This window comes from Nocardia sp. AB354 (assembly GCF_049538315.1).
Classification (GTDB): domain Bacteria; phylum Actinomycetota; class Actinomycetes; order Mycobacteriales; family Mycobacteriaceae; genus Nocardia; species Nocardia nova.
This window is the reverse complement of sequence record NZ_JBMVFU010000018.1, coordinates 64,701-83,386: the sequence shown is the minus strand read 5'-3', so window position 1 is coordinate 83,386 and position 18,686 is coordinate 64,701. Positions and strand designations below refer to the sequence as shown.

The 18,686-nt window shown below is 69.6% G+C and carries 11 protein-coding genes; 7 read left to right on the top strand and 4 right to left on the bottom strand.

Annotated elements, in window-relative coordinates:
- Positions 1 to 43: 43 nt before the first annotated feature.
- Positions 44 to 295 carry a hypothetical protein gene (locus tag ACPCUW_RS24300; protein WP_423427295.1) on the top strand — a complete coding sequence of 84 codons (252 nt, stop codon included), beginning with the start codon at positions 44 to 46 and terminating at the stop codon, positions 293 to 295.
- Between the two features lie 6 nt (positions 296 to 301).
- Here ACPCUW_RS24300 and ACPCUW_RS24295 read toward each other — a convergent pair whose 3' ends face one another.
- On the bottom strand, positions 302 to 544 hold the full coding sequence (locus ACPCUW_RS24295; RefSeq protein WP_227463174.1) for a hypothetical protein: 243 nt from the start codon (positions 542 to 544) through the stop codon (positions 302 to 304).
- A 237-nt stretch (positions 545 to 781) separates the two neighbouring features.
- On the opposite strand from ACPCUW_RS24295, the gene ACPCUW_RS24290 reads away from it, so the two are divergent.
- From ACPCUW_RS24290 to ACPCUW_RS24280, 3 genes are all read left to right on the top strand, one after another.
- The gene (locus ACPCUW_RS24290; RefSeq protein ID WP_423427294.1) at positions 782 to 1,651 is read left to right on the top strand and encodes a class II glutamine amidotransferase; all 870 of its coding nucleotides are present in this window, start codon (positions 782 to 784) and stop codon (positions 1,649 to 1,651) included.
- Between the two features lie 91 nt (positions 1,652 to 1,742).
- Positions 1,743 to 3,266 (top strand): acetyl-CoA acetyltransferase, encoded by a 1,524-nt coding sequence (locus ACPCUW_RS24285; RefSeq protein ID WP_423427355.1) that lies wholly within the window; start codon positions 1,743 to 1,745, stop codon positions 3,264 to 3,266.
- Between the two features lie 30 nt (positions 3,267 to 3,296).
- A complete protein-coding gene (locus ACPCUW_RS24280; protein WP_423427293.1) occupies positions 3,297 to 5,054 on the top strand; it encodes a DUF3556 domain-containing protein in 1,758 nt (585 codons plus the stop codon).
- Between the two features lie 29 nt (positions 5,055 to 5,083).
- On the opposite strand, the gene ACPCUW_RS24275 is transcribed toward ACPCUW_RS24280, so the two are convergent.
- A complete protein-coding gene (locus tag ACPCUW_RS24275) occupies positions 5,084 to 7,381 on the bottom strand; it encodes a hypothetical protein (RefSeq protein ID WP_423427291.1) in 2,298 nt (765 codons plus the stop codon).
- A 290-nt stretch (positions 7,382 to 7,671) separates the two neighbouring features.
- Between ACPCUW_RS24275 and ACPCUW_RS24270 the strand changes: the two genes are divergently transcribed.
- Entirely contained in the window at positions 7,672 to 8,667 is a 996-nt protein-coding gene (locus ACPCUW_RS24270) for an SMP-30/gluconolactonase/LRE family protein (protein WP_423427289.1), read from the top strand.
- Positions 8,668 to 8,704: 37 nt separating this feature from the next.
- Here ACPCUW_RS24270 and ACPCUW_RS24265 read toward each other — a convergent pair whose 3' ends face one another.
- The gene (locus tag ACPCUW_RS24265) at positions 8,705 to 10,453 is read right to left on the bottom strand and encodes a serine/threonine-protein kinase (RefSeq protein ID WP_423427288.1); all 1,749 of its coding nucleotides are present in this window, start codon (positions 10,451 to 10,453) and stop codon (positions 8,705 to 8,707) included.
- 110 nt (positions 10,454 to 10,563) lie between these two features.
- Positions 10,564 to 11,826, bottom strand: coding sequence for an MFS transporter (locus tag ACPCUW_RS24260; protein WP_063016801.1), 1,263 nt, complete (start codon positions 11,824 to 11,826; stop codon positions 10,564 to 10,566).
- A 520-nt stretch (positions 11,827 to 12,346) separates the two neighbouring features.
- Between ACPCUW_RS24260 and ACPCUW_RS24255 the strand changes: the two genes are divergently transcribed.
- Entirely contained in the window at positions 12,347 to 14,218 is a 1,872-nt protein-coding gene (locus ACPCUW_RS24255; protein ID WP_423427353.1) for an amino acid transporter, read from the top strand.
- Between the two features lie 405 nt (positions 14,219 to 14,623).
- Positions 14,624 to 18,679, top strand: coding sequence for a Pls/PosA family non-ribosomal peptide synthetase (locus tag ACPCUW_RS24250; protein WP_423427287.1), 4,056 nt, complete (start codon positions 14,624 to 14,626; stop codon positions 18,677 to 18,679).
- Positions 18,680 to 18,686: the final 7 nt, after the last annotated feature.

The window sequence follows — 18,686 nt, the reverse complement described above, 5'->3', positions numbered from 1 at the left end:
GCGGTCGGCCGCGGCGGACTGGGCCGGAAAGTGAGGTCGTGAAATGGATTGGCCACATCTGCTCAGGTTCGTCGGTGTCACCGTCGCGTTCTCGGCACTGGTGCTGCTGGTTCTGGTGCCGCGGAAGGTGACGCGCCGACTGTGCTCGCACTGCGGGCACTCCAATATCGTGCACGACCCGGTATCGGGCCGCTGCCGCAGCGCCGTGGACGCCGGAGTCCTGGTCTCGCGCGACGGCGGCGCCGGGCCGGCGGACGAGCGCTGCCGATGCCAGGACTATCGCGGCGAACGGTGACCGGCCTCAGGAGGGGGTGCGGCCCGGTTGCCGGCGTCCGGCGAGGAAGTAGGCGATCGGCACCGTACCCGCCGAGTTGAGCAGTGTCACCGCGGTCGCCCACCGCAGTTTCGACCCCCGGATCTCCGCGGCCGGCCGGCGCGCGATATCGATCAGCGCCGCGATTTTCAAGATCCCTTCGACCACCGTCGCGGCCACGATCAGCCGCCGTGTCCGCTCGTCCAGCTCGCTCCACCGTTTCCTCGCCACGAGCACCCCTTTCCGGTTCCGCCAGATTTCGATCACCTCATAGTGCACGGCGGGCAACCGCCGATCCAGGGCCGAAGGGCCTCGCGTTTCGCCGCAGCCGGGTAGGGTCGGTCCGGCGGCCGTGGCCGCGTCATCGGCGAGAATCCCCGATGGCCGTGCACTGAATATCGAAGCGCGACAAGCATTTTCGTCCGAGGCGGATGTTCGGTCCGTGCCGGCGCGGCGAAAGGTGAATCGATGTGCCGATTGTTCGGGCTCAGCGCGGCACCACAGCGGGTGCACGCGACATTCTGGTTGCTGGAGGCCTCCGACAGCCTGGCGCGGCAGAGCCGCCGCGAACCCGACGGCACCGGGCTGGGCACCTTCGAACCCGACGGCCGGCCCCTGGTGCGCAAGCAGCCCATCGCCGCCTACGAGGACAAGCAGTTCGTGCGCGAGGCCATGGAGTGCGAATCGGCGACCTTCCTCGCTCACGTGCGCTACGCCTCCACCGGGGCGACGGTCGCGGCCAACACCCACCCGTTCCAGCAACACGGGCGGCTGTTCGCCCACAACGGTGTCGTCGGAGGTCTGCCGGAACTGGAACGCGCGCTGGGTGACTACCGCGATCTGGTCGCCGGGCAAACCGATTCCGAACGGGTCTTCGCGCTCATCACCCGGTGCATCGACGAACACGACGGCGATGTCGTCGCCGGGATCGGCGCGGCGGTCGGGTGGATCGCCGACAACCTGCCGGTGTTCGCGCTGAACTTCGTGCTCACCACCGCACAGGATCTGTGGGCGCTGCGCTATCCCGACACCCACGACCTGTTCGTCCTCGAACGCGCCGCGGGCGGACCCGGCGGCGGCAAACACCTCGACCACGCCGGCACCGGCCCCATCCGCGCCCACTCCCCCGCGCTCGCCGACCATCCGGCCGTAGTCATCGCCACCGAACGCATGGACCGCGATCCCGGCTGGCGTGATCTGCCGGTGGGCCGGTTGCTGCACGTGGGACCCGATCTGGTGACCACCCGCCACACCGTCGTCGACCACGCGCCGCGGCACCGGCTCACTCTCGCCGATCTCGGCGAGCACGCCGCGGCCTCACAACGAGCCACCACCTGAGACAAACGTCTGTAACAGGTTCTATTTCCCGTGTTACTGTCACTGCCATGAGACGGGCAGCCGGCACGACCGCACGCAGTGGTGGGGTCCGCTGATGGTGGATTCGCGTACGCCGGTCGTCGTGGGCGTCGGACAGGCCATCGACCGCATCGACAGTTCCGAATACCGGCAGATGTCGTCGGTCGACCTCGCCGCCGCGGCCGCCCGCGCCGCCCTCGAGGACACCGAGGTTCGCTACGCCGATGCCGCCGCGAGCGTCGAACTCATCGCCGGGGTGCGCCAATTCGAGATCTCGGCGCCGGTGCGCGCCCCGCTCGGCCGCTCCGACAACTACCCGCGTTCGGTGGCGCGGCGACTGGGCATCGACCCGCCCCGCGCCGTGCTCGAGGTGGTCGGCGGGCAGGGCCCGCAACATCTGCTCACCGAGTTCGCCGCCGACATCGCCGCCGGGCGACTGGAATCGGTGCTCATCACCGGATCGGACGCGATCTCGACCGAGCGCCACTACGCCGGGCGAGACGACCGACCCGACTTCACCGAAACCGCGACCGGGCGGCTCGAGGACCGCGGCTTCGGATACGAATCGTTCGTCGACGACAACCTGATCGCCCACGCCGTCATGGGCGCACCCACCCAGTACGGCCTGCTCGAGAACGCTCGCCGCGCGCGCGTGGGCGCGACACCGCAGCAGTATCGCCTGGAAATGGGAAAACTGCTGGCGCCGTTCACCTCCGTGGCCGCCAAGAACCCCCTCGCCGCCGCACCGGTCGAGCGCAGCGCCGAGGAACTGGCGACCGTCACCGACTCGAACCGGATGATCTGCGACCCGTTTCCACGCCTGATGGTGGCTCGCGATCTGGTCAACCTCGGCGCCGCGGCCGTGGTGATGTCGCTGGGCAAAGCCCGCCGGCTCGGCGTCCCCGACGACAAACTGGTGTATCTGCGCGGCCACGCCGACCTCGAGGAGCAGACCCTGCTCGCCCGCCCCGACCTCGGCGCCGCGCCCACCGCGTGGACGGCGGCGCGAGAAGCGTTGCGGGTGGCCGGAATCGGGCTCGACGACCTCACCACCCTCGATCTCTACAGCTGCTTCCCCGTCGCGGTGTTCAACTTCTGCGACGGCACCGGACTGGCCACCGACGACCCGCGCGGGCTCACCGTGACCGGCGGGCTGCCGTTCTTCGGCGGCCCCGGAAACAACTACTCGATGCACGCGATCGCCGAGACCGTGGCTCGGATGCGTGACCAGCCGGGCGCTTTCGGCCTGGTGGGCGCCAACGGCGGCATCATGAGCAAATACTCGGTCGGGGTGTATTCGACCACGCCGGCGCCCTGGGAGCCCGACCGCAGCGCACACCTGCAGCGCGCCGTGGCGTCGGCCCCGCAGGCGCCCAGCCGGGCGCGCGCCGACGGGCCGGCCCGGATCGAAACCTACACCGTGCGCCACGCATTCGAGCCGCGCACCGGACTGGTCGTCGGGCGCCTGCACGCCGACGACAGCCGGTTCCTGGCGATCATGGCGTCGGAAAGCCTTGCCGCGGTGGACGATCCGATCGGCCGCGACATCCTCGTCACGTCGAGCGAGAAGGGCAACACCGCGGTCATGGTGCCGTGACCGGCCGCGGACGCGGGAACGGAGAGATTGATGGGGTTCGTCCAGCCGGAACTGCCGGTCGTCGATCAACAGCAGTGGGAGAACAGCGGCCGCAGTGAGCGCATCCGGCTCATGGCGCGGCACTGGGCCGAGGTCGGCTTCGGCACGCCGGTGGTGCTGCATCTGTTCTACGTCGTCAAGATCTGCCTCTACATCCTCGGTGGCTGGCTGTTCGCGCTGAACACCAGCGGCATCGACGGATTCACCGATGTGGGCAGCTGGTGGTCGGAACCGATCGTTTTCGAAAAAGCCGTGCTCTACACGATGCTGTTCGAGGTGATCGGGCTCGGCTGCGGATTCGGGCCGCTCAACAACCGCTACTTCCCGCCGATGGGATCGATCCTGTACTGGCTGCGGCCCGGAACGATCCGGCTCCCACCGTGGCCGCGCGTGGTCCCGCTCACCCGCGGCACCGCCCGCACCCCGGTCGACGCCGCGCTCTACGCGCTGCTGCTGGTGGTGCTGCTGTGGGCGCTGCTGTCCGACGGCACCGGCCCGATCCCCGCCCTCGACACCACCGTCGGACTGTTGCCGGCCTGGCAGGTCGGCCTCGTCGTCGCCGTGCTGGCGGTGCTGGGACTGCGCGACAAGGTGATCTTCCTGGCCGCGCGCGGCGAGGTCTACGGCTCGCTGGCGGTGGCGTTCCTGTTCGGCGGCGCCGATGCGATCCTGGCCGCCAAACTCGTCTTCGTCGTCATCTGGATGGGTGCGGCGACCTCGAAACTGAACCGGCACTTCCCGTTCGTGGTCTCGACCATGATGTCCAACAGCCCGATCGTGCGCCCGCGATGGCTGAAGCGCCGCTTCTTCGCCGACTTCCCCGACGACCTGCGGCCCGGCTGGTTGTCGCGATTCGTCGCCCACAGCGGCACCGCGGTCGAGATGTGCGCGCCGATCGTGCTGTTCTTCTCCCACGGCGGCCGGCCCACCGCGGTGGCGGCGGTGATCCTGCTGTGCTTCCACCTGGCGATCCTGACCGCCATCCCGATGGGCGTCCCGCTCGAGTGGAACGTGTTCATGATGTTCGGGCTCGGGGTGCTGTTCGTCGCCCACGCCGACATCGGCTTCGCCGACGCTACGCATCCCTGGCTGCCGGTGCTGCTGTTCGCGGTCCTCGTCGCGATCGTGATCACCGGCAACCTGCTGCCCTCCCGGATCTCGTTCCTGCCCGGGATGCGCTACTACGCCGGCAACTGGGACACCACGGTGTGGTGCGTCAAACCCTCGGCGGCGCAGAAGATCGACCGCAACATCGTCGCGATCGCGAGCATGCCGCAGGCGCAGATGGAGCGCTACTACGGCAAGGACCGGGCCCAGATCCCGCTGTATCTGGGCTACGCCTTCCGCGCCATGAACACCCACGGCCGCGCCCTGTTCACCCTCGTGCACCGCGCCATGCCCGCCGGCCGCGAGGACGAATACACCATCACCGACGGTGAACGCATCTGCAGCACCGCCATCGGCTGGAACTTCGGCGACGGGCACATGCACAACGAACAACTCATCGCCGCCCTGCAGCAACGCTGCCACTTCGAACCCGGCGAAGTGCGGGTCGTGCTGCTCGACGCCCAGCCCATCCACACCCAGGTCCAGGCCTACCGCCTCGTCGACGCCGCCACCGGCGAATTCGAAAGGGGCACAGTCCGAGTCGCCGACATGGTGGAAAGCCAGCCGTGGGCCGACAACCTCCCCGTCCACGTCACCAGCACCGCGGGCCCGGCCGTCACGGATTCGCACCCAGCTCCCTGACGACCTCCTCGGCGACGGATCGATCGGCATCAGAACGTCGGAATGGCCTTGGACGGAGTCAGTTTGCTGGTCCCCAGCCAGTACTCGGGCAAGGCCATCTTCCGCAGAATCTCCGACGCAGCCGGCAGATCCTCCGCCTGTGCGGCCGCGAGATAGCTGCGGCTGAGATGCACATTGATGAAGCGGTTCATCAATGCCGCGCGTTCGGGTTCGACGGTGCCGGTGATTCCGGGCAGCGTGGTCGCCGAACCGGTGGCGACCTGGTTGATTCGTTCGATCACCGGCTTGCTCGGGTTGGCGAAGTAGGCGCGCAGCAACGCCTGCTCCTCGGCGGCGAAACTGGTGAACCGCAACTGCGGGTCGGCGAACCGGCGGTTGGCCAGCCGGTGGGCCGTGCGCTGGAACAACGCCACGTTCGCCGGTGTGCGCCCGAGTTTGAGGACGTTCATCGAGGCGATCGCCTGGCCGATATGTTTGTCTCCGTCCCACATGTTGGGGCCCCAGCTGGTGCGGTAGTTGTAGGCGCGAATGGCATCCAGACGCATCTGCTTGTCGGTGAAACCGGCGCTGGTCAGGGCGGAATCGGCGTCACCGAGGCCGCCGCCGCGGTCGACGACGCGATCCACCGCGACCGCGGCGCCCAGCGGCGTGTGGCCGTATTCGCCGGCAGCCGAGCGAGCCGAGTCGATGATCTGTTCCCTGGTCCGGTTGTAGTTCAGGATCCAGCCTCGGCGCCCCGACTCCGCGGCGATGCGCATATTGGCCGTCTCCGCGTCCTGCCGCAGCCGCGAGCGCGAGCTGAGCGGAAAACGCCTGCGCCCCATCATGTATTCGGCCACCGGGTTCGCGTTGACGGTGTTGATCGCCGCCAGCGCGGTGAGCAGCCGCTCCGAACCCGAGGGCGCGCCCGCGGCCGTCGCCGCAGCCGCACCACCGGCACCGGACTGCCCGCCCGCGAGAACCGAACCGATCCGCGCCACAGCCTGATTGCCGCGCGTGGCGACGTTCTTGCCCACTCGGCGCAACAACACCACGCCGACGACCATCACCGCACCGCCGACGAAGATCACCTCCATCCCCTGGCCGGGGGTCTGCCGGAACAGATCGTCGAGCACCAGCGCGTACACACCGAGATAGATGGTGAACGCGACCATCTTGCCCGCCGAGACGAACGCGTCGACCAGATTGCGGACCAGGAAGGTCTGCGTCGGCCCGTAGACGAAACCGCCTGCCGCGAAACCGAATATCGCCATGAACGCGTGATAGATCGCCTCGGCCGCCGCCACCACGATCTTGCCCGACAGATACACCCCGAACAGCAGCAGCACCGCCGCGAAGAGCAACAGCAGCAGACCGGTGCAGACCTGCCCGGCATTGGGGTTCTGAGATTTGGTGTAGGCCGCGGTATCGCCGCAGCGCTGCATGCCGCGCGCGACACGGGCGTCACTGCCCGCCGCGACTCCTGCCGACCATTCGGCCCGGCACGCCGGCGAGCGATCGACGACATGCCCGAAATTCCAGACCTGCAACGGGTGGCGCACGAAATTGTCGGCCAGCGTGTTCTCCATCGTGGCAATCACCGATTGGGGGTTCGGATTCGCATCGCCGTTCAGCCCGGCCGCCACCGCGACTCCCACATCGCGGCCCTCGGCGAGCAGCCCGTGGGGCGACAGCACATCGGCCATCGGATGCGCGAGATAGCCGACCCCGAACAGCGCGACCGCCAGCATCGTCAGTACCTGCAGCGTGGCCTTGCTGAACAGCCCCCGCAGGACGAACCACGCGACGAAGAACGCGCCGACACTGGCGGCTACCGTCATGACCATCGGGGTGCCGATCTGTCCGGCGAGGGTATCGGCGACTTCGGTCAGCGGCACCGAGACCAATTGCAGCCAGCGAAAACTGATCGCGTACCCGATCAGCCAGATCGCGGTGACAGCGATCGCCATGAAACCGGCGAACTCCAAATCCAGCACCGTCGACAGCGCGGTGTTCCCAGGGTGCAGCAGGCTGCCGTGGTTGGTGGCGAAGACGTAGTCCGAGACCGCTGTTCCGGACGAATCCCGTACGTCCATCCAGCCGATCGCATCGATTGTCGAGGCACCCGCGGCGTCGGTCCGCGACTGCGCGGTCGCTACCGCACCCACACCGATCGGCGCGACGAACAGCAACAGGACCGTCAGCAGCAGCCACGCCGCGACCCGTCGTCCCCGGCTCGCGCCGAGACACCGCGCCCAGCGCCCGGCCACGACTGCGGGCCGCCACCGCGCCGTATCCCAGAAATCGCCCTCCGCACCGCTTCGCTCCGGAGCCCTGACACTCGTCACACCACTATCCCGTCGAAACCGAAACCAGGACCGGCGGAACCACGCGCCGGTGCCGCCACATGCCGACAGCGCATCGACGTGCTCGCCGGCGCTGATGATCACCGGGCACTGTACGGCCGGGCGGGAAGGCCGTAACCCGTTGCACTCGAGGTGATTCCATCGACTCGCTCGACGCGGCGACTGCTGTGCACCACCGACCGCCGGGCCTGCCCGCCGACACCGGGGTGATCACCCGCCTGCGCCGAAGGTGGTGACGCCTCGGGGCCGCCGCCCGGTGGATAAGGTGAGTCATGTCTTTCCAGCCGACCCGGTGGACTCCCCCGCCGGCGCCCGCACGGGCGCGCGCCCCGCACAGCGATCCGCCCATGCCCGACCTGCGGCTGCTCGAACTGCCCGGGGACGGTCCCGAGGATGTAGTGCTCGCACCCGACGGGCGGGTCGTCACCGGCATCGCCGACGGCGCCGTCCTCGCGGTCGACCCGGCCACCGGGGCGGTCGAGCAGATCGCGCACACCGGCGGGCGGCCGCTGGGCCTGCACGCCGAGGCCGACGGATCGCTGCTGATCTGCGACGCCGAGCGCGGACTGCTGCGCCTGGACCGCCCGCACGGCACCCTGGAAACCCTGTGCGACCGGGTCGACGGCGTAGCGCTGAACTTCGCCAGCAACGTCGTCGCCGACACCGACGGCACCGTGTACTTCTCCGAATCGAGCCGTCGCTACCCGCTCGACGACTACATGGGCGACATCCTCGAACACTCCGGCACCGGCCGGCTGTTCCGCCGCGGCCCCGACGGCCGAGTCGAAACCCTGGTCGACGGACTGCAATTCGCCAACGGGATCGTCCTGGCCCCCGACCGCTCCTGTGTGCTGGTCGCCGAAACGGGCGGCTACCGCATCGCCCGCCACCACCTCACCGGCCCCCGCGCCGGCGAGACCGACCATCTGGTGGAGAACCTGCCCGGCTGCCCCGACAATCTCGGGCTCGGCAGCGACGGCCTCGTCTGGGCGGCGCTCGTCACACCGCGGAACCCGGTGCTGGACACGTTGCTTCCGCTGCCCGGTGTGCTGCGCCGTCTCGTGCGCGCCATCCCGCCGGCCCTGCAGCCCAAACCCGCCCGCACCGTCTGGGTACAGGCCTACGACTTCGACGGCACCCTCGTCCACGACCTGCAACGCGAACCCGACCGGTACGCGATGGTCACCGGCGTCGCCGAAACCGACGGGACCCTGTACCTGGGCAGCCTCAGCGAACCGGCGATCGCGGTGGTGCGCCTGCCGTCATGAGACGGCCGAGGCGACAACCGTTGTGCCGCAGCCGGTTTCACTGCCGCCGCAGCGTTCCCGTGATGGCGCCGATCGGGCCGGTCATCGAATAGGCGACGGTGTGGTCCGGGTTCAGCGTAAGGGTGGAGGACTGGCCGTCGTCCATGCAGGTCGCGCCCGAGACCAAGCGGGCCCGCAGCGTGATCGCAGAATTGCTCGCCGAGGTGAGGGTTTCGGCGCGCCGGCAGGTGAGACCACTGGTCCGGCCGGTATTGCTCGCCGTACCCAGTTCCGTGCCCACCGCGCCCGCGCGCAGGGTGACGACGATGTCGTAGGTGGCCAGCCCGTCGGTGGCGGTGCCCTTCCAGGTGCCCGCGTAATCGGCGGGCAGCGCCGCCAACTCGCTTCCCGCGGCCGTCGTCTCGGCGGCGGTGGCCTCCGGGGCCGACGTGTCCTCGGTCTCGACCGAGGTTTCGGTACCGGGAGCAGACGCCGGCCGATCCGATGACGCGCTGCGGAAGGCGAGCGTGGCACTGATCACCGCCGCCGCCACCAACACCACGGCCAGGCATCCGATCATCACCATCCGGCGCCGCGACGAATTGCTGTGTGCGGGAGGGCTTTCAGCGTGTGCGCCGGCCTGGGTGTAGCCGTGGGGATCGCATGGTGCGGACGGTTGCGACGGCGCGCCGGGCCACGAACCCGTCCGCCCGGGCATACCGGTGTTCGGGAAGTGGCCGGGGGTGAAGGTCGATGACCGGCCCGCATCGCCCGGAAACGACCGCCGTACGGTCGGCGGTGACGCCTCGGTCGGCGGCACGGGCGTGTGCGGGTGCCCTACGGCGCCGGAGCCGATCAGCGTCGAGGGAATGTCGGGCGCGCTCTGCGGCGTGACCGGCGGAACGTTCGGCACCGGACCGGAATCCAGATCGAGCAGCATCACCGCCTGACGGCTGACCGCCTCCAGGATCGGTCCCGGCAACCACCCCGACCGGGCGTCACCCAATGCCACACACTGCCTTTCGACCTCGGCTGGCGTCGGGCGATTACCGGGTTGTTTGTCCAGGCATGCTCCCGCGAGCGGACGCAACGCCGCCGGCAGGCCATCCAGGCGCGCCGGTTCCTGCATCACCCGCCACAGCATCGGGATCGAATCACCCGAACCGAACGGCCCACTGCCGCTGGCGGCATACACCAGCACCCCGCCGAGGGCGAACACATCGACCGCCGGCCCCACCGGCGCATCGCCCGAAATATGTTCCGGCGCCATATAACCCGGCGAACCGATCACCTTGCCGGTCGTGGTCAGCGTGCCGTCGTCGTCGGCGGCGCGCGCGATACCGAAATCGATCAGCCGCGGCCCGTCGAGAGTCAGCAGCACATTGGACGGTTTCAGATCGCGGTGCACCACCCCGGCCGCGTGTACATCGGCCAGCGCCCGCGCCAGGCCCGCGGCCAGCGGAACCAGCGCCGATTCCGGCAACGGCCCGAACGAGTCCACGGCCTCGCGCAACGACAACCCCGCGACGTACCCGGTGGCCAGCCACGGCCGCTCCGCCTCCACATCGGCGTCCAGCACCGGCACCGCATGCGCGCCCGTCACCCGCCGCGCGGCGGCCACCTCCCGCCGGAACCGGGTGCGGAATTCGGGATCATCCGACAGATCCGGTCGCACCACCTTCACCGCGACGGTGCGGCCACCGGCGTTGCGGCCCAGATAGACTCGGCCCATTCCGCCGGAGCCGAGTACCCCGAGCAGCCGGTAGGGGCCGATGGTCGCCGGATCACCGGACTCCAGTGGGAGCATCTGGACTCGTCGTTCCTTCCGGGCCGTGCCCTGCCGCGTGCGGGCTCGCTCGATCACACACGAGCGCGGCATCCGCCGCAAGCGGTGGACCTAGGCAAGCTCAGGAAGCTCTAGCTGGGCTGCGGAACCGGTTCCTCGTCGGCCGCGTCGGGAACCTCGGTGCCGGCCAGCGAGACGCCCGCGGTCTCGCGCAGGAAGAACCAGGCCACCAGGCCGACCAGGCACGCGCCCACCATGTAGTAGGCGGGGAACAGATGCCAGCCGGTGGCGTCGATGACCGACTCGTTGATCAGCGGTGCGGTACCGCCGAACGCGGCGGTGGAGATGTTGTAGCCCAACGCGAATCCCGCGTACCGCACCTGCGTCGGGAAGATCGCCGGGAAGGTCGCCGAGATCGTGGACAGCTGGGGAACGTAGAGCAGGCCCAGCACGACGAAGCCGACGATCGCCCACACCGCGCCCTGAGCCATCAGCCAGTACATGGGGATGGCCAGGATCGCCAGCCCCACCAGCGACACCAGCCACATCGGCCGCCGACCCACCCGGTCGGAGACCGCCCCCGACACCGGCAGCACCAGCGCCATCACGATCTGGCCGACCAGCACCATCGCCGTGGTCTCGGAATCGCCCATGCCCAGGGTGTTGTGCAGATAGGTCGGCTGATACGCCAGCAGCGTGTAGTTGACGACGTTGAGCGCGACCACCAGTCCGGCGATGGTCAGCAGTTCGCGGCGGTAGTCGCGCAGCAGCACCCGCAGCCCGCCCTGGGCCTTCTGATGCTCGGCGACCTCGGTGAATACCGGTGATTCGTCGAGCTTGCTGCGCAGATACCAGCCGATCAGGCCCAGCGGCACCGCCAGCAGGAACGGAATGCGCCAGCCCCACGATTGCATCGCGTCGTCGGAGAGCAGAACCTGCAGGATCAGTACCACCGTGGAGCCACCGACGAATCCGGACAGGGTGCCGAATTCGAGGAAGCTGCCGAGGAATCCGCGGCGGCGCTCATCGGTCGATTCCGCGATGTAGGTGGCCGCGCCGCCGTATTCGCCGCCGGTCGAGAATCCCTGCACGACGCGCAGCAGGATCAGCAGGATCGGCGCGGCGATACCCACCGCCGAATGGGTGGGCAGGATGCCGATGCAGCCCGTGGCCGCGGCCATCAGCAGGATCGTGGTGGCCAGCACCAGTTTGCGGCCGACTCGGTCGCCGAGCGGGCCCCACACCATGCCGCCGATCGGGCGCAGCACGAAGGAGATGGCGAAACCGAGCAGCGTGCCCAGCGTGCCGAGCGAGCCGGGGAAGAACGCGTCGGTCAGATAGGAGGCGGTGGCCGCGTAGACGCCGTAGTCGTACCACTCGGTGGCGTTGCCCATGGCCGCGGCGGCCACCGAACGTCGTTGCTGGGCGTGCGGCAGGCTGGTGCTCACGCGCGCTCCTCCTCACCTGTTTTCGGTTGCTGCGCGCCCGGCCGCGATGCTGCGACGTGGGACACGAAACACTCGGGTACCCGGTGGGTGGTCCGGCAAACCGGACGCAGGCAGCGCGGCCGGCTCGGTCGGTGGGATCCACCTGCGATGATATCGGGGTGGGTGACTCCGCTCACAGCGCGACGCGGCCGGTGAACGGTAGTCATCGGCCGGGCCTGCGCCGGATTTGCCGGATTGTGTGTCTGATTTGCCGTTTTGCGCTGACGCGCACGACATCCGGTCTGCGTGGCTGCGGTGGCGGCCCACGTACATTGACCCGGATATCGCTGGACTCCGGGATGCCCGGACAGATGCTCCCGAGGGGGATCACGTGACCGCCACCGCCACCGGACGACCGCGTTCGGCTTTGACGGACTGGTTGCTGCAGGGCGCCGACGAGGACCGCTACTCCCGCCATCCCGGCCCGATGGTGAAGCAGGCCGAAGAGCAGCATCAACGGTCGTGGTGGCAGGTGATGTGCCTGACCGGTGTCGACTACTTCTCCACCCTCGGCTATCAGCCCGGCATCGCCGCACTGGCCGCCGGCGTGCTGTCCCCGCTGGCGACGCTGGTGCTGGTCGCGCTGACGTTGCTGGGCGCGCTGCCGGTGTATCGGCGAGTGGCCCGCGAATCTCCGCACGGCGGCGGATCGCTGGCCATGTTCGCCGATATCCTGCCCCGCTGGACCGGCAAACTGTTCATCCTCGTCCTGCTAGGATTCGCCGCCACCGACTTCGTGATCACCATGACGCTGTCGGCAGCCGACGGCGCCGCCCACATCGTCGAGAATCCGTTCGTGCCGCACGCGCTGCACGGGCACGGGCTCGCGATCACCCTCACCCTGCTGGCACTGCTGGCCGCGATCTTTCTCAAAGGATTCGCCGAGGCGATCCGGATCGCGATCGGGCTGGTCGGGGTCTACCTGGCGCTGAACCTGGTGGTCGCTGTCGTCGGGGTGTGGAAGGTCGCCACCGCCTCGCACCTGGTCGTCGACTGGGGCCACGCCATGACCGCCCAGCACGGCAGCGTCTTCGCGATGGTGGGCATCTCGCTGCTCGTCTTCCCCAAACTCGCGCTCGGACTCTCGGGTTTCGAAACGGGTGTGGCGGTGATGCCGCAGATCAAAGGCGGCCCCGGCGACACCGAGGAGCACCCGGAGCGGCGGATCGGCGGCGCGCGCAAACTGCTGACCACGGCCGCGCTGATCATGAGCGCATTCCTCATCGTCACCAGCTTCATCACCGTGGTGCTGATCCCGGAACGCGAATTCGAATCCGGCGGATCGGCCAACGGCCGCGCGCTGGCCTATCTGGCCCACGAGTATCTGGGCAACGGATTCGGCACCGTCTACGACATCTCCACCATCGCCATCCTGTGGTTCGCCGGCGCCTCGGCCATGGCCGGACTGCTCAACCTGGTGCCGCGGTACCTGCCCCGCTACGGCATGGCGCCGGAATGGGCGCGCGCCACCCGTCCGCTGGTGCTGGTGTTCGCGGTGATCGCTTTCGGCATCACCTGGTACTTCGACGCCGACGTCGACGCCCAGGGCGGCGCCTACGCCACCGGTGTGCTCGTGCTGATCACCTCCGCCGCCGTCGCCGTCACCCTGTCCGCGGCACGAAAACGCCAGCGCGGCAAGGTTTTCGGATTCGGTGCCGTGGCGGCCGTATTCGTCTACACCACCATCGCCAATATCGTGGAACGCCCCGAGGGCGTGCAGCTGGCCTCGCTGTTCATCATCGCCATCATCGTGGTGTCGTTCGTGTCGCGGGCGCGGCGCGCGTTCGAGCTGCGGGCCATCGAGGTCGACTTCGACGACAAGGCGGCCTGGCTCATCGACAAGATCGCCGCCTCGGGCACCATCCGCATCGTCACCCACGACCTCGACGACGTCGACGCCCGCCGGCCCGACGACTACCGGCAGAAGGAAGCCGAACAGCGGATCGAAAGCCACATCCCCGCCAAGGAACCGATCCTGTTCCTCGAGGTGATCGTCAAGGACGCCTCGGAATTCTCCACCGACCTCAACGTCGGCGCGGTCGAGATCGACTGCTACAAAATCCTCTCCGTCGAAGCCGCCGCGGTGCCCAACTCGATCGCCGCGATCCTGCTCGCGATACGCGATCGCACCGGCATGAATCCGCACGTGTATTTCGAATGGACCGAGGGCAATCCGCTGCTCAACCTGCTGAAATTCCTGTTCGTCGGTGAGGGCGAGGTCGCGCCGGTGACCCGGGAGATTCTGCGGCGCGCTGTCGCCGATCCGAATCAGCGCCCGCACGTACACGTCGACAGCTGACCGGGCGCTCGCAGGAGGCAGTGCGTGGTCGGCGAGACCCCGGCATATCGCGGGCGAACGCGCCCGTCGCCCCCGCGAGAGTCCACGTGCGGTTGTGTTGGGACAATAGGGCGGGCCGACGGTGCGATCGTCGGGGGCTGCGGCGGCCCGGACGCGCGTGAACCGGACAGCTGGTGTTTGCGCAACGGTAACCCCAATGTGAGAGAACCGGACGTCCGATAGCCGGGAACGGGAGAGGCAGGCAGCAACGTGATCGTCGGTTCGCAGTCGGGCGCGGGCGCTACCGACGCGCCACTCACCGCGCCCCCGGGCAGCGACACGAATGGTGAGCCCCCCGAACCCACAGGCTCTGCGGACTCCCCGGTCTCGACGGACTCCCAGACCGCGACGGACCCCGAAGCTCCGATGAGCTCCGAGACCGCGACGGATTCCCGAACCCGCGCAGATGCCGGCCCCTCCGCCTCGGCGGTGACCGAAACCGACGGGACCGAGGTCGCCGACCCGGACTCCGGCCGGCGTACCGCGCAGGCTCCCGCCTCGCCGCTGCTGCGCGGCGCCGCCGCGGCGCAGCCTCGCACACTGGTCGACATCCTCGCCGAAACAGCACACGCGCACCCCGACGCCGATGCCGTCGACGACGGCACGGAGGTACTGACCTATCGGGAGTTGCTCGCGGCGATCGACGCGACGGTAACCGAGTTGCGGGCGGCGGGCATCCGGCGCGGCGACCGGGTCGGAGTGCGGATCCCCTCGGGAACCGCACGGCTGTATGTGACCATCCTCGCCGTCCTGCGCGCCGGGGCCGCCTACGTCCCCGTCGACGCCGACGACCCGGAGGAACGCGCCGAACTGGTCTTCGGCGAGGCCGCGGTCGCCGCCGTCGTCACTGCCGACGGCATCACCGCCGTGCGCCGAGACGACACCGCCATGCGCGCGGACGACACCGCCGTGGGCCGAGACGGCACCGACCCGCGTGGAGACGGCAACCGCGCGCCGGCCGATCCCGACGCGCCCGGCCCCACGATCGACGACGACGCGTGGATCATCTTCACCTCCGGCTCCACGGGAACCCCCAAGGGGGTGGCGGTCACCCACCGCAACGCCGCCGCATTCGTCGACGCCGAAGCGCGAATGTTTTTGCGGCAGGACCCGATCGGGCCCGGCGACCGGGTGCTGGCCGGACTGTCGGTGGCCTTCGACGCGTCCTGCGAGGAGATGTGGCTGGCGTGGCGGCACGGCGCGTGCCTGGTGCCGGCGCCGCGTGCGCTGGTACGTAGCGGGATGGATCTGGGGCCCTGGCTGGTGCGCCGCGAGATCAGCATCGTGTCCACGGTGCCCACCCTGGCCGCCATGTGGCCGCCGGAAGCGCTCGACGCGGTGCGGCTGCTGATCTTCGGCGGCGAGGCGGTGCCCCCGGAACTGGCCGAGCGGCTCGCCGGCAGCGACGACCGCGAGGTGTGGAACACCTACGGCCCCACCGAGGCCACCGTGGTGGCGTGCGCGGCACAGCTCACCGGCACGCCGCCGGTGCGCATCGGATTACCGCTGGACGGCTGGGATCTGGCCGTCGTCGACGCCGACGGCGCACCGGTCGCCGAAGGGGAAGCCGGTGAACTGGTGATCGGCGGCGTCGGGTTGGCCCGCTACCTCGACCCGGCCAAGGACGCCGAGAAGTACGCGCCGATGCCGACCCTCGGATGGCAGCGCGCCTACCGCTCCGGCGATATGGTGCGCAACGACCCCGCGGGGCTGATCTTCCTCGGCCGCGCCGACGACCAGGTCAAAGTCGGGGGACGGCGGATCGAACTCGGCGAACTCGACGCCGCGCTGCAACATCTGCCCGGCGTCACCGCCGCCGCGGCCGCCGTGCGCACCACCGCCACCGGCACCCCGATCCTCGTGGGCTACCTGTCCACCGGCGACGACGGCATCGACCTGTCGCACGCGCGGGAACTGCTCGCCGAACGACTGCCCGCGGCTCTCGTGCCCCGGCTGGCCGTGCTGGACGAATTACCCACGCGCACATCGGGAAAGGTCGACCGTGACGCGCTGCCGTGGCCGCTGCCCGGCGCCGACCGCGAACCCGGCGCGGGTTTGGACGGCACCGCGTATTGGCTTGCGGGACTGTGGCATTCGGTGCTCGGCGCCGATGTCGACGACTTGGACTCGGACTTCTTCGACCTCGGCGGCGGTTCGCTGTCGGCGGCGCAGCTGGTCACCGCGCTGCGCGAACGGCTCCCGCAGATCACCGTCGCCGACCTCTACGATCATCCGCGCCTCGGCGCGCTGGCCGAATTCATCGACGCCGCCGCCCCCACCGAACAAGCGCCCACCCGCCACGTCACCCCGACACCGCGGCGCGCGCAATGGTTCCAGGTGCTGGCCTCGGTGCCGCTGACCACCCTCACCGGCCTGCAATGGCTCACCTGGCTCGGTGTGGTCACCAACATCGCCTCCCGCTTCGGTGCGCTGCCGTGGATGCCGGGACTGTCGTGGTGGTGGGCGCTGGCCGGATTCGTGCTGTTCATCTCACCGCCCGGCCGGATGGCGATCTGCGTGGCCGGCGCCCGCATCCTGCTGCGCGGCGTGCGAGCCGGCAGCTACCCACGCGGCGGCTCGGTCCATCTGCGCCTGTGGACGGCGGTGCGGATGGCCGAGGCCGCGGGCGCGGAAAACCTCTCCGGCGCACCGTGGATGGTGCCGTTCGCCCGCGCGCTCGGGGCACGCATCGGGCGCGGCGTCGACCTGCACACGCTGCCGCCGGTCACCGGGATGCTCGAACTCGGCGACGGCTGCAGCGTCGAACCCGAAGTGGACCTGGCCGGATACTGGATCGACGGCGACCTCGTGCACATCGGGGAAATCCGCATCGGGCCCGGCGCGGTGGTCGGTTCCCGCTCCACGGTGATGCCCGGCGCGGTGATCGGCAAGAACGCCGTCGTGGAACCGGGCTCGGCGGTATTCGGGAAGGTGAAAGCGGGCCAGAGCTGGGCCGGATCGCCCGCGGTGAAAGTCGGTCCCGCCGAACATCGCTGGCCCGCCGGCACACCGCCGCGCGCACTGCACTGGGTGCTCGTCTTCGGCGTCACCTCGATGCTGCTGTCGGCGCTGCCGGTGTTCGCCCTGGCCGCGGGCGGACTGCTGCTGGCCTGGTGGATCCGCGACGAAACAACGCTGACCGGGGCGCTGGCACACGCGATGCTGGTGCTGCCGGTGGCCGCGCTGATCGTGCTCGCGGTCTTCGCTGTGGTGACCGTCGTCGCGATCCGCGTGCTCGCGATCGGATTGGCCGAGGGCTACCACCCCGTGCGTAGTCGTGTCGGCTGGCAGGCCTGGGCCACCGAACGGCTCACCGACTCCGCGCGGACCTTCCTGTTCCCGCTGTATGCCAGCCTGCTCACTCCGCTGTGGCTGCGGCTGCTCGGGGCCGACGTGGGCAAGGGCGTCGAGGCGTCGACGGTGCTGCTGCTGCCGAAATTCACCAAGGTCGCCGACGGGGCCTTCCTCGCCGACGACACCATGATCGCCGGCTACGAACTCGGCGGCGGCTGGATGCACATCGGTGGCGCCAAGGTGGGAAAGCGGGCCTTTCTGGGTAACTCCGGTATGACCGCGCCCGGACGGCGGGTGCCCAAGAACGGTTTGGTGGCGGTGTTGTCGGCGGCGCCGGAGAAGGCGAAGGCGGGTTCGTCGTGGCTGGGCAGCCCGCCGGTGCGGTTGCGCCGCACCGCCGGCGATTCCGACACCGCGCGCACCTTCGATCCGCCGCTGCGATTGAAACTGGCGCGCGCGCTGGTGGAGACCTGCCGGCTGATCCCGGTGATCCTCAGCTTCGGCATCGGGCTCGGTGTGCTGTTCGCCTTGGCCTGGCTGGCCTCCGGGCCCGGATACTGGCTGGCCGCACTCTGTTCCGGTGTGGTGCTGCTGATCGCCGGCGCCGTGGCCGGCGCGTGCGCGGTGGCGGCGAAATGGCTGATCGTCGGACGTATCCGGAAGGTGGAACATCCGCTCTGGAGTTCGTTCGTGTGGCGCAACGAGGTGTGCGACGCGTTCGTGGAAACCGTTGCCGCGCCGTGGTTCGCGCGCGCGGCCACCGGCACCGCGGTGATGAACATCTGGCTGCGCGGGCTCGGCGCGCGCATCGGGCGCGGAGTATGGTGCGAATCGTACTGGCTGCCCGAGGCCGATCTGGTGAGCCTCGGCGACGGAGCGACGGTGGAACGCGGCTGTGTCGTGCAAACACATCTGTTCCATGATCGGATCATGTCCATGGACAGCGTGACCCTCGAGGCCGGAGCCACCCTCGGCCCGCACTGCGTGGCACTGCCCGCGGCCCGCATCGGCGCCGGTGCGACCGTGGGCCCGGCGTCGCTGGTGATGCGCGGGGACACCGTCCCCGCGTCGACCCGATGGCAGGGCAATCCGATTGCGCCGTGGCCGGATACCCGGCGCGGCAAGTGAAGGCAGG

Bases quoted from the DNA above. Each gene is read 5' to 3' on its own strand.
- ACPCUW_RS24255 (WP_423427353.1), top strand. From the start codon at position 12,347: ATGGTGAAGCAGGCCGAAGAGCAGCATCAACGGTCGTGGTGGCAGGTG.
- ACPCUW_RS24250 (WP_423427287.1), top strand. From the start codon at position 14,624: ATGAGCTCCGAGACCGCGACGGATTCCCGAACCCGCGCAGATGCCGGC.
- ACPCUW_RS24300 (WP_423427295.1), top strand. From the start codon at position 44: ATGGATTGGCCACATCTGCTCAGGTTCGTCGGTGTCACCGTCGCGTTC.
- ACPCUW_RS24260 (WP_063016801.1), bottom strand. From the start codon at position 11,826: ATGGGCAACGCCACCGAGTGGTACGACTACGGCGTCTACGCGGCCACC.
- ACPCUW_RS24265 (WP_423427288.1), bottom strand. From the start codon at position 10,453: ATGCTCCCACTGGAGTCCGGTGATCCGGCGACCATCGGCCCCTACCGG.
- ACPCUW_RS24280 (WP_423427293.1), top strand. From the start codon at position 3,297: ATGGGGTTCGTCCAGCCGGAACTGCCGGTCGTCGATCAACAGCAGTGG.
- ACPCUW_RS24270 (WP_423427289.1), top strand. From the start codon at position 7,672: ATGTCTTTCCAGCCGACCCGGTGGACTCCCCCGCCGGCGCCCGCACGG.
- ACPCUW_RS24290 (WP_423427294.1), top strand. From the start codon at position 782: ATGTGCCGATTGTTCGGGCTCAGCGCGGCACCACAGCGGGTGCACGCG.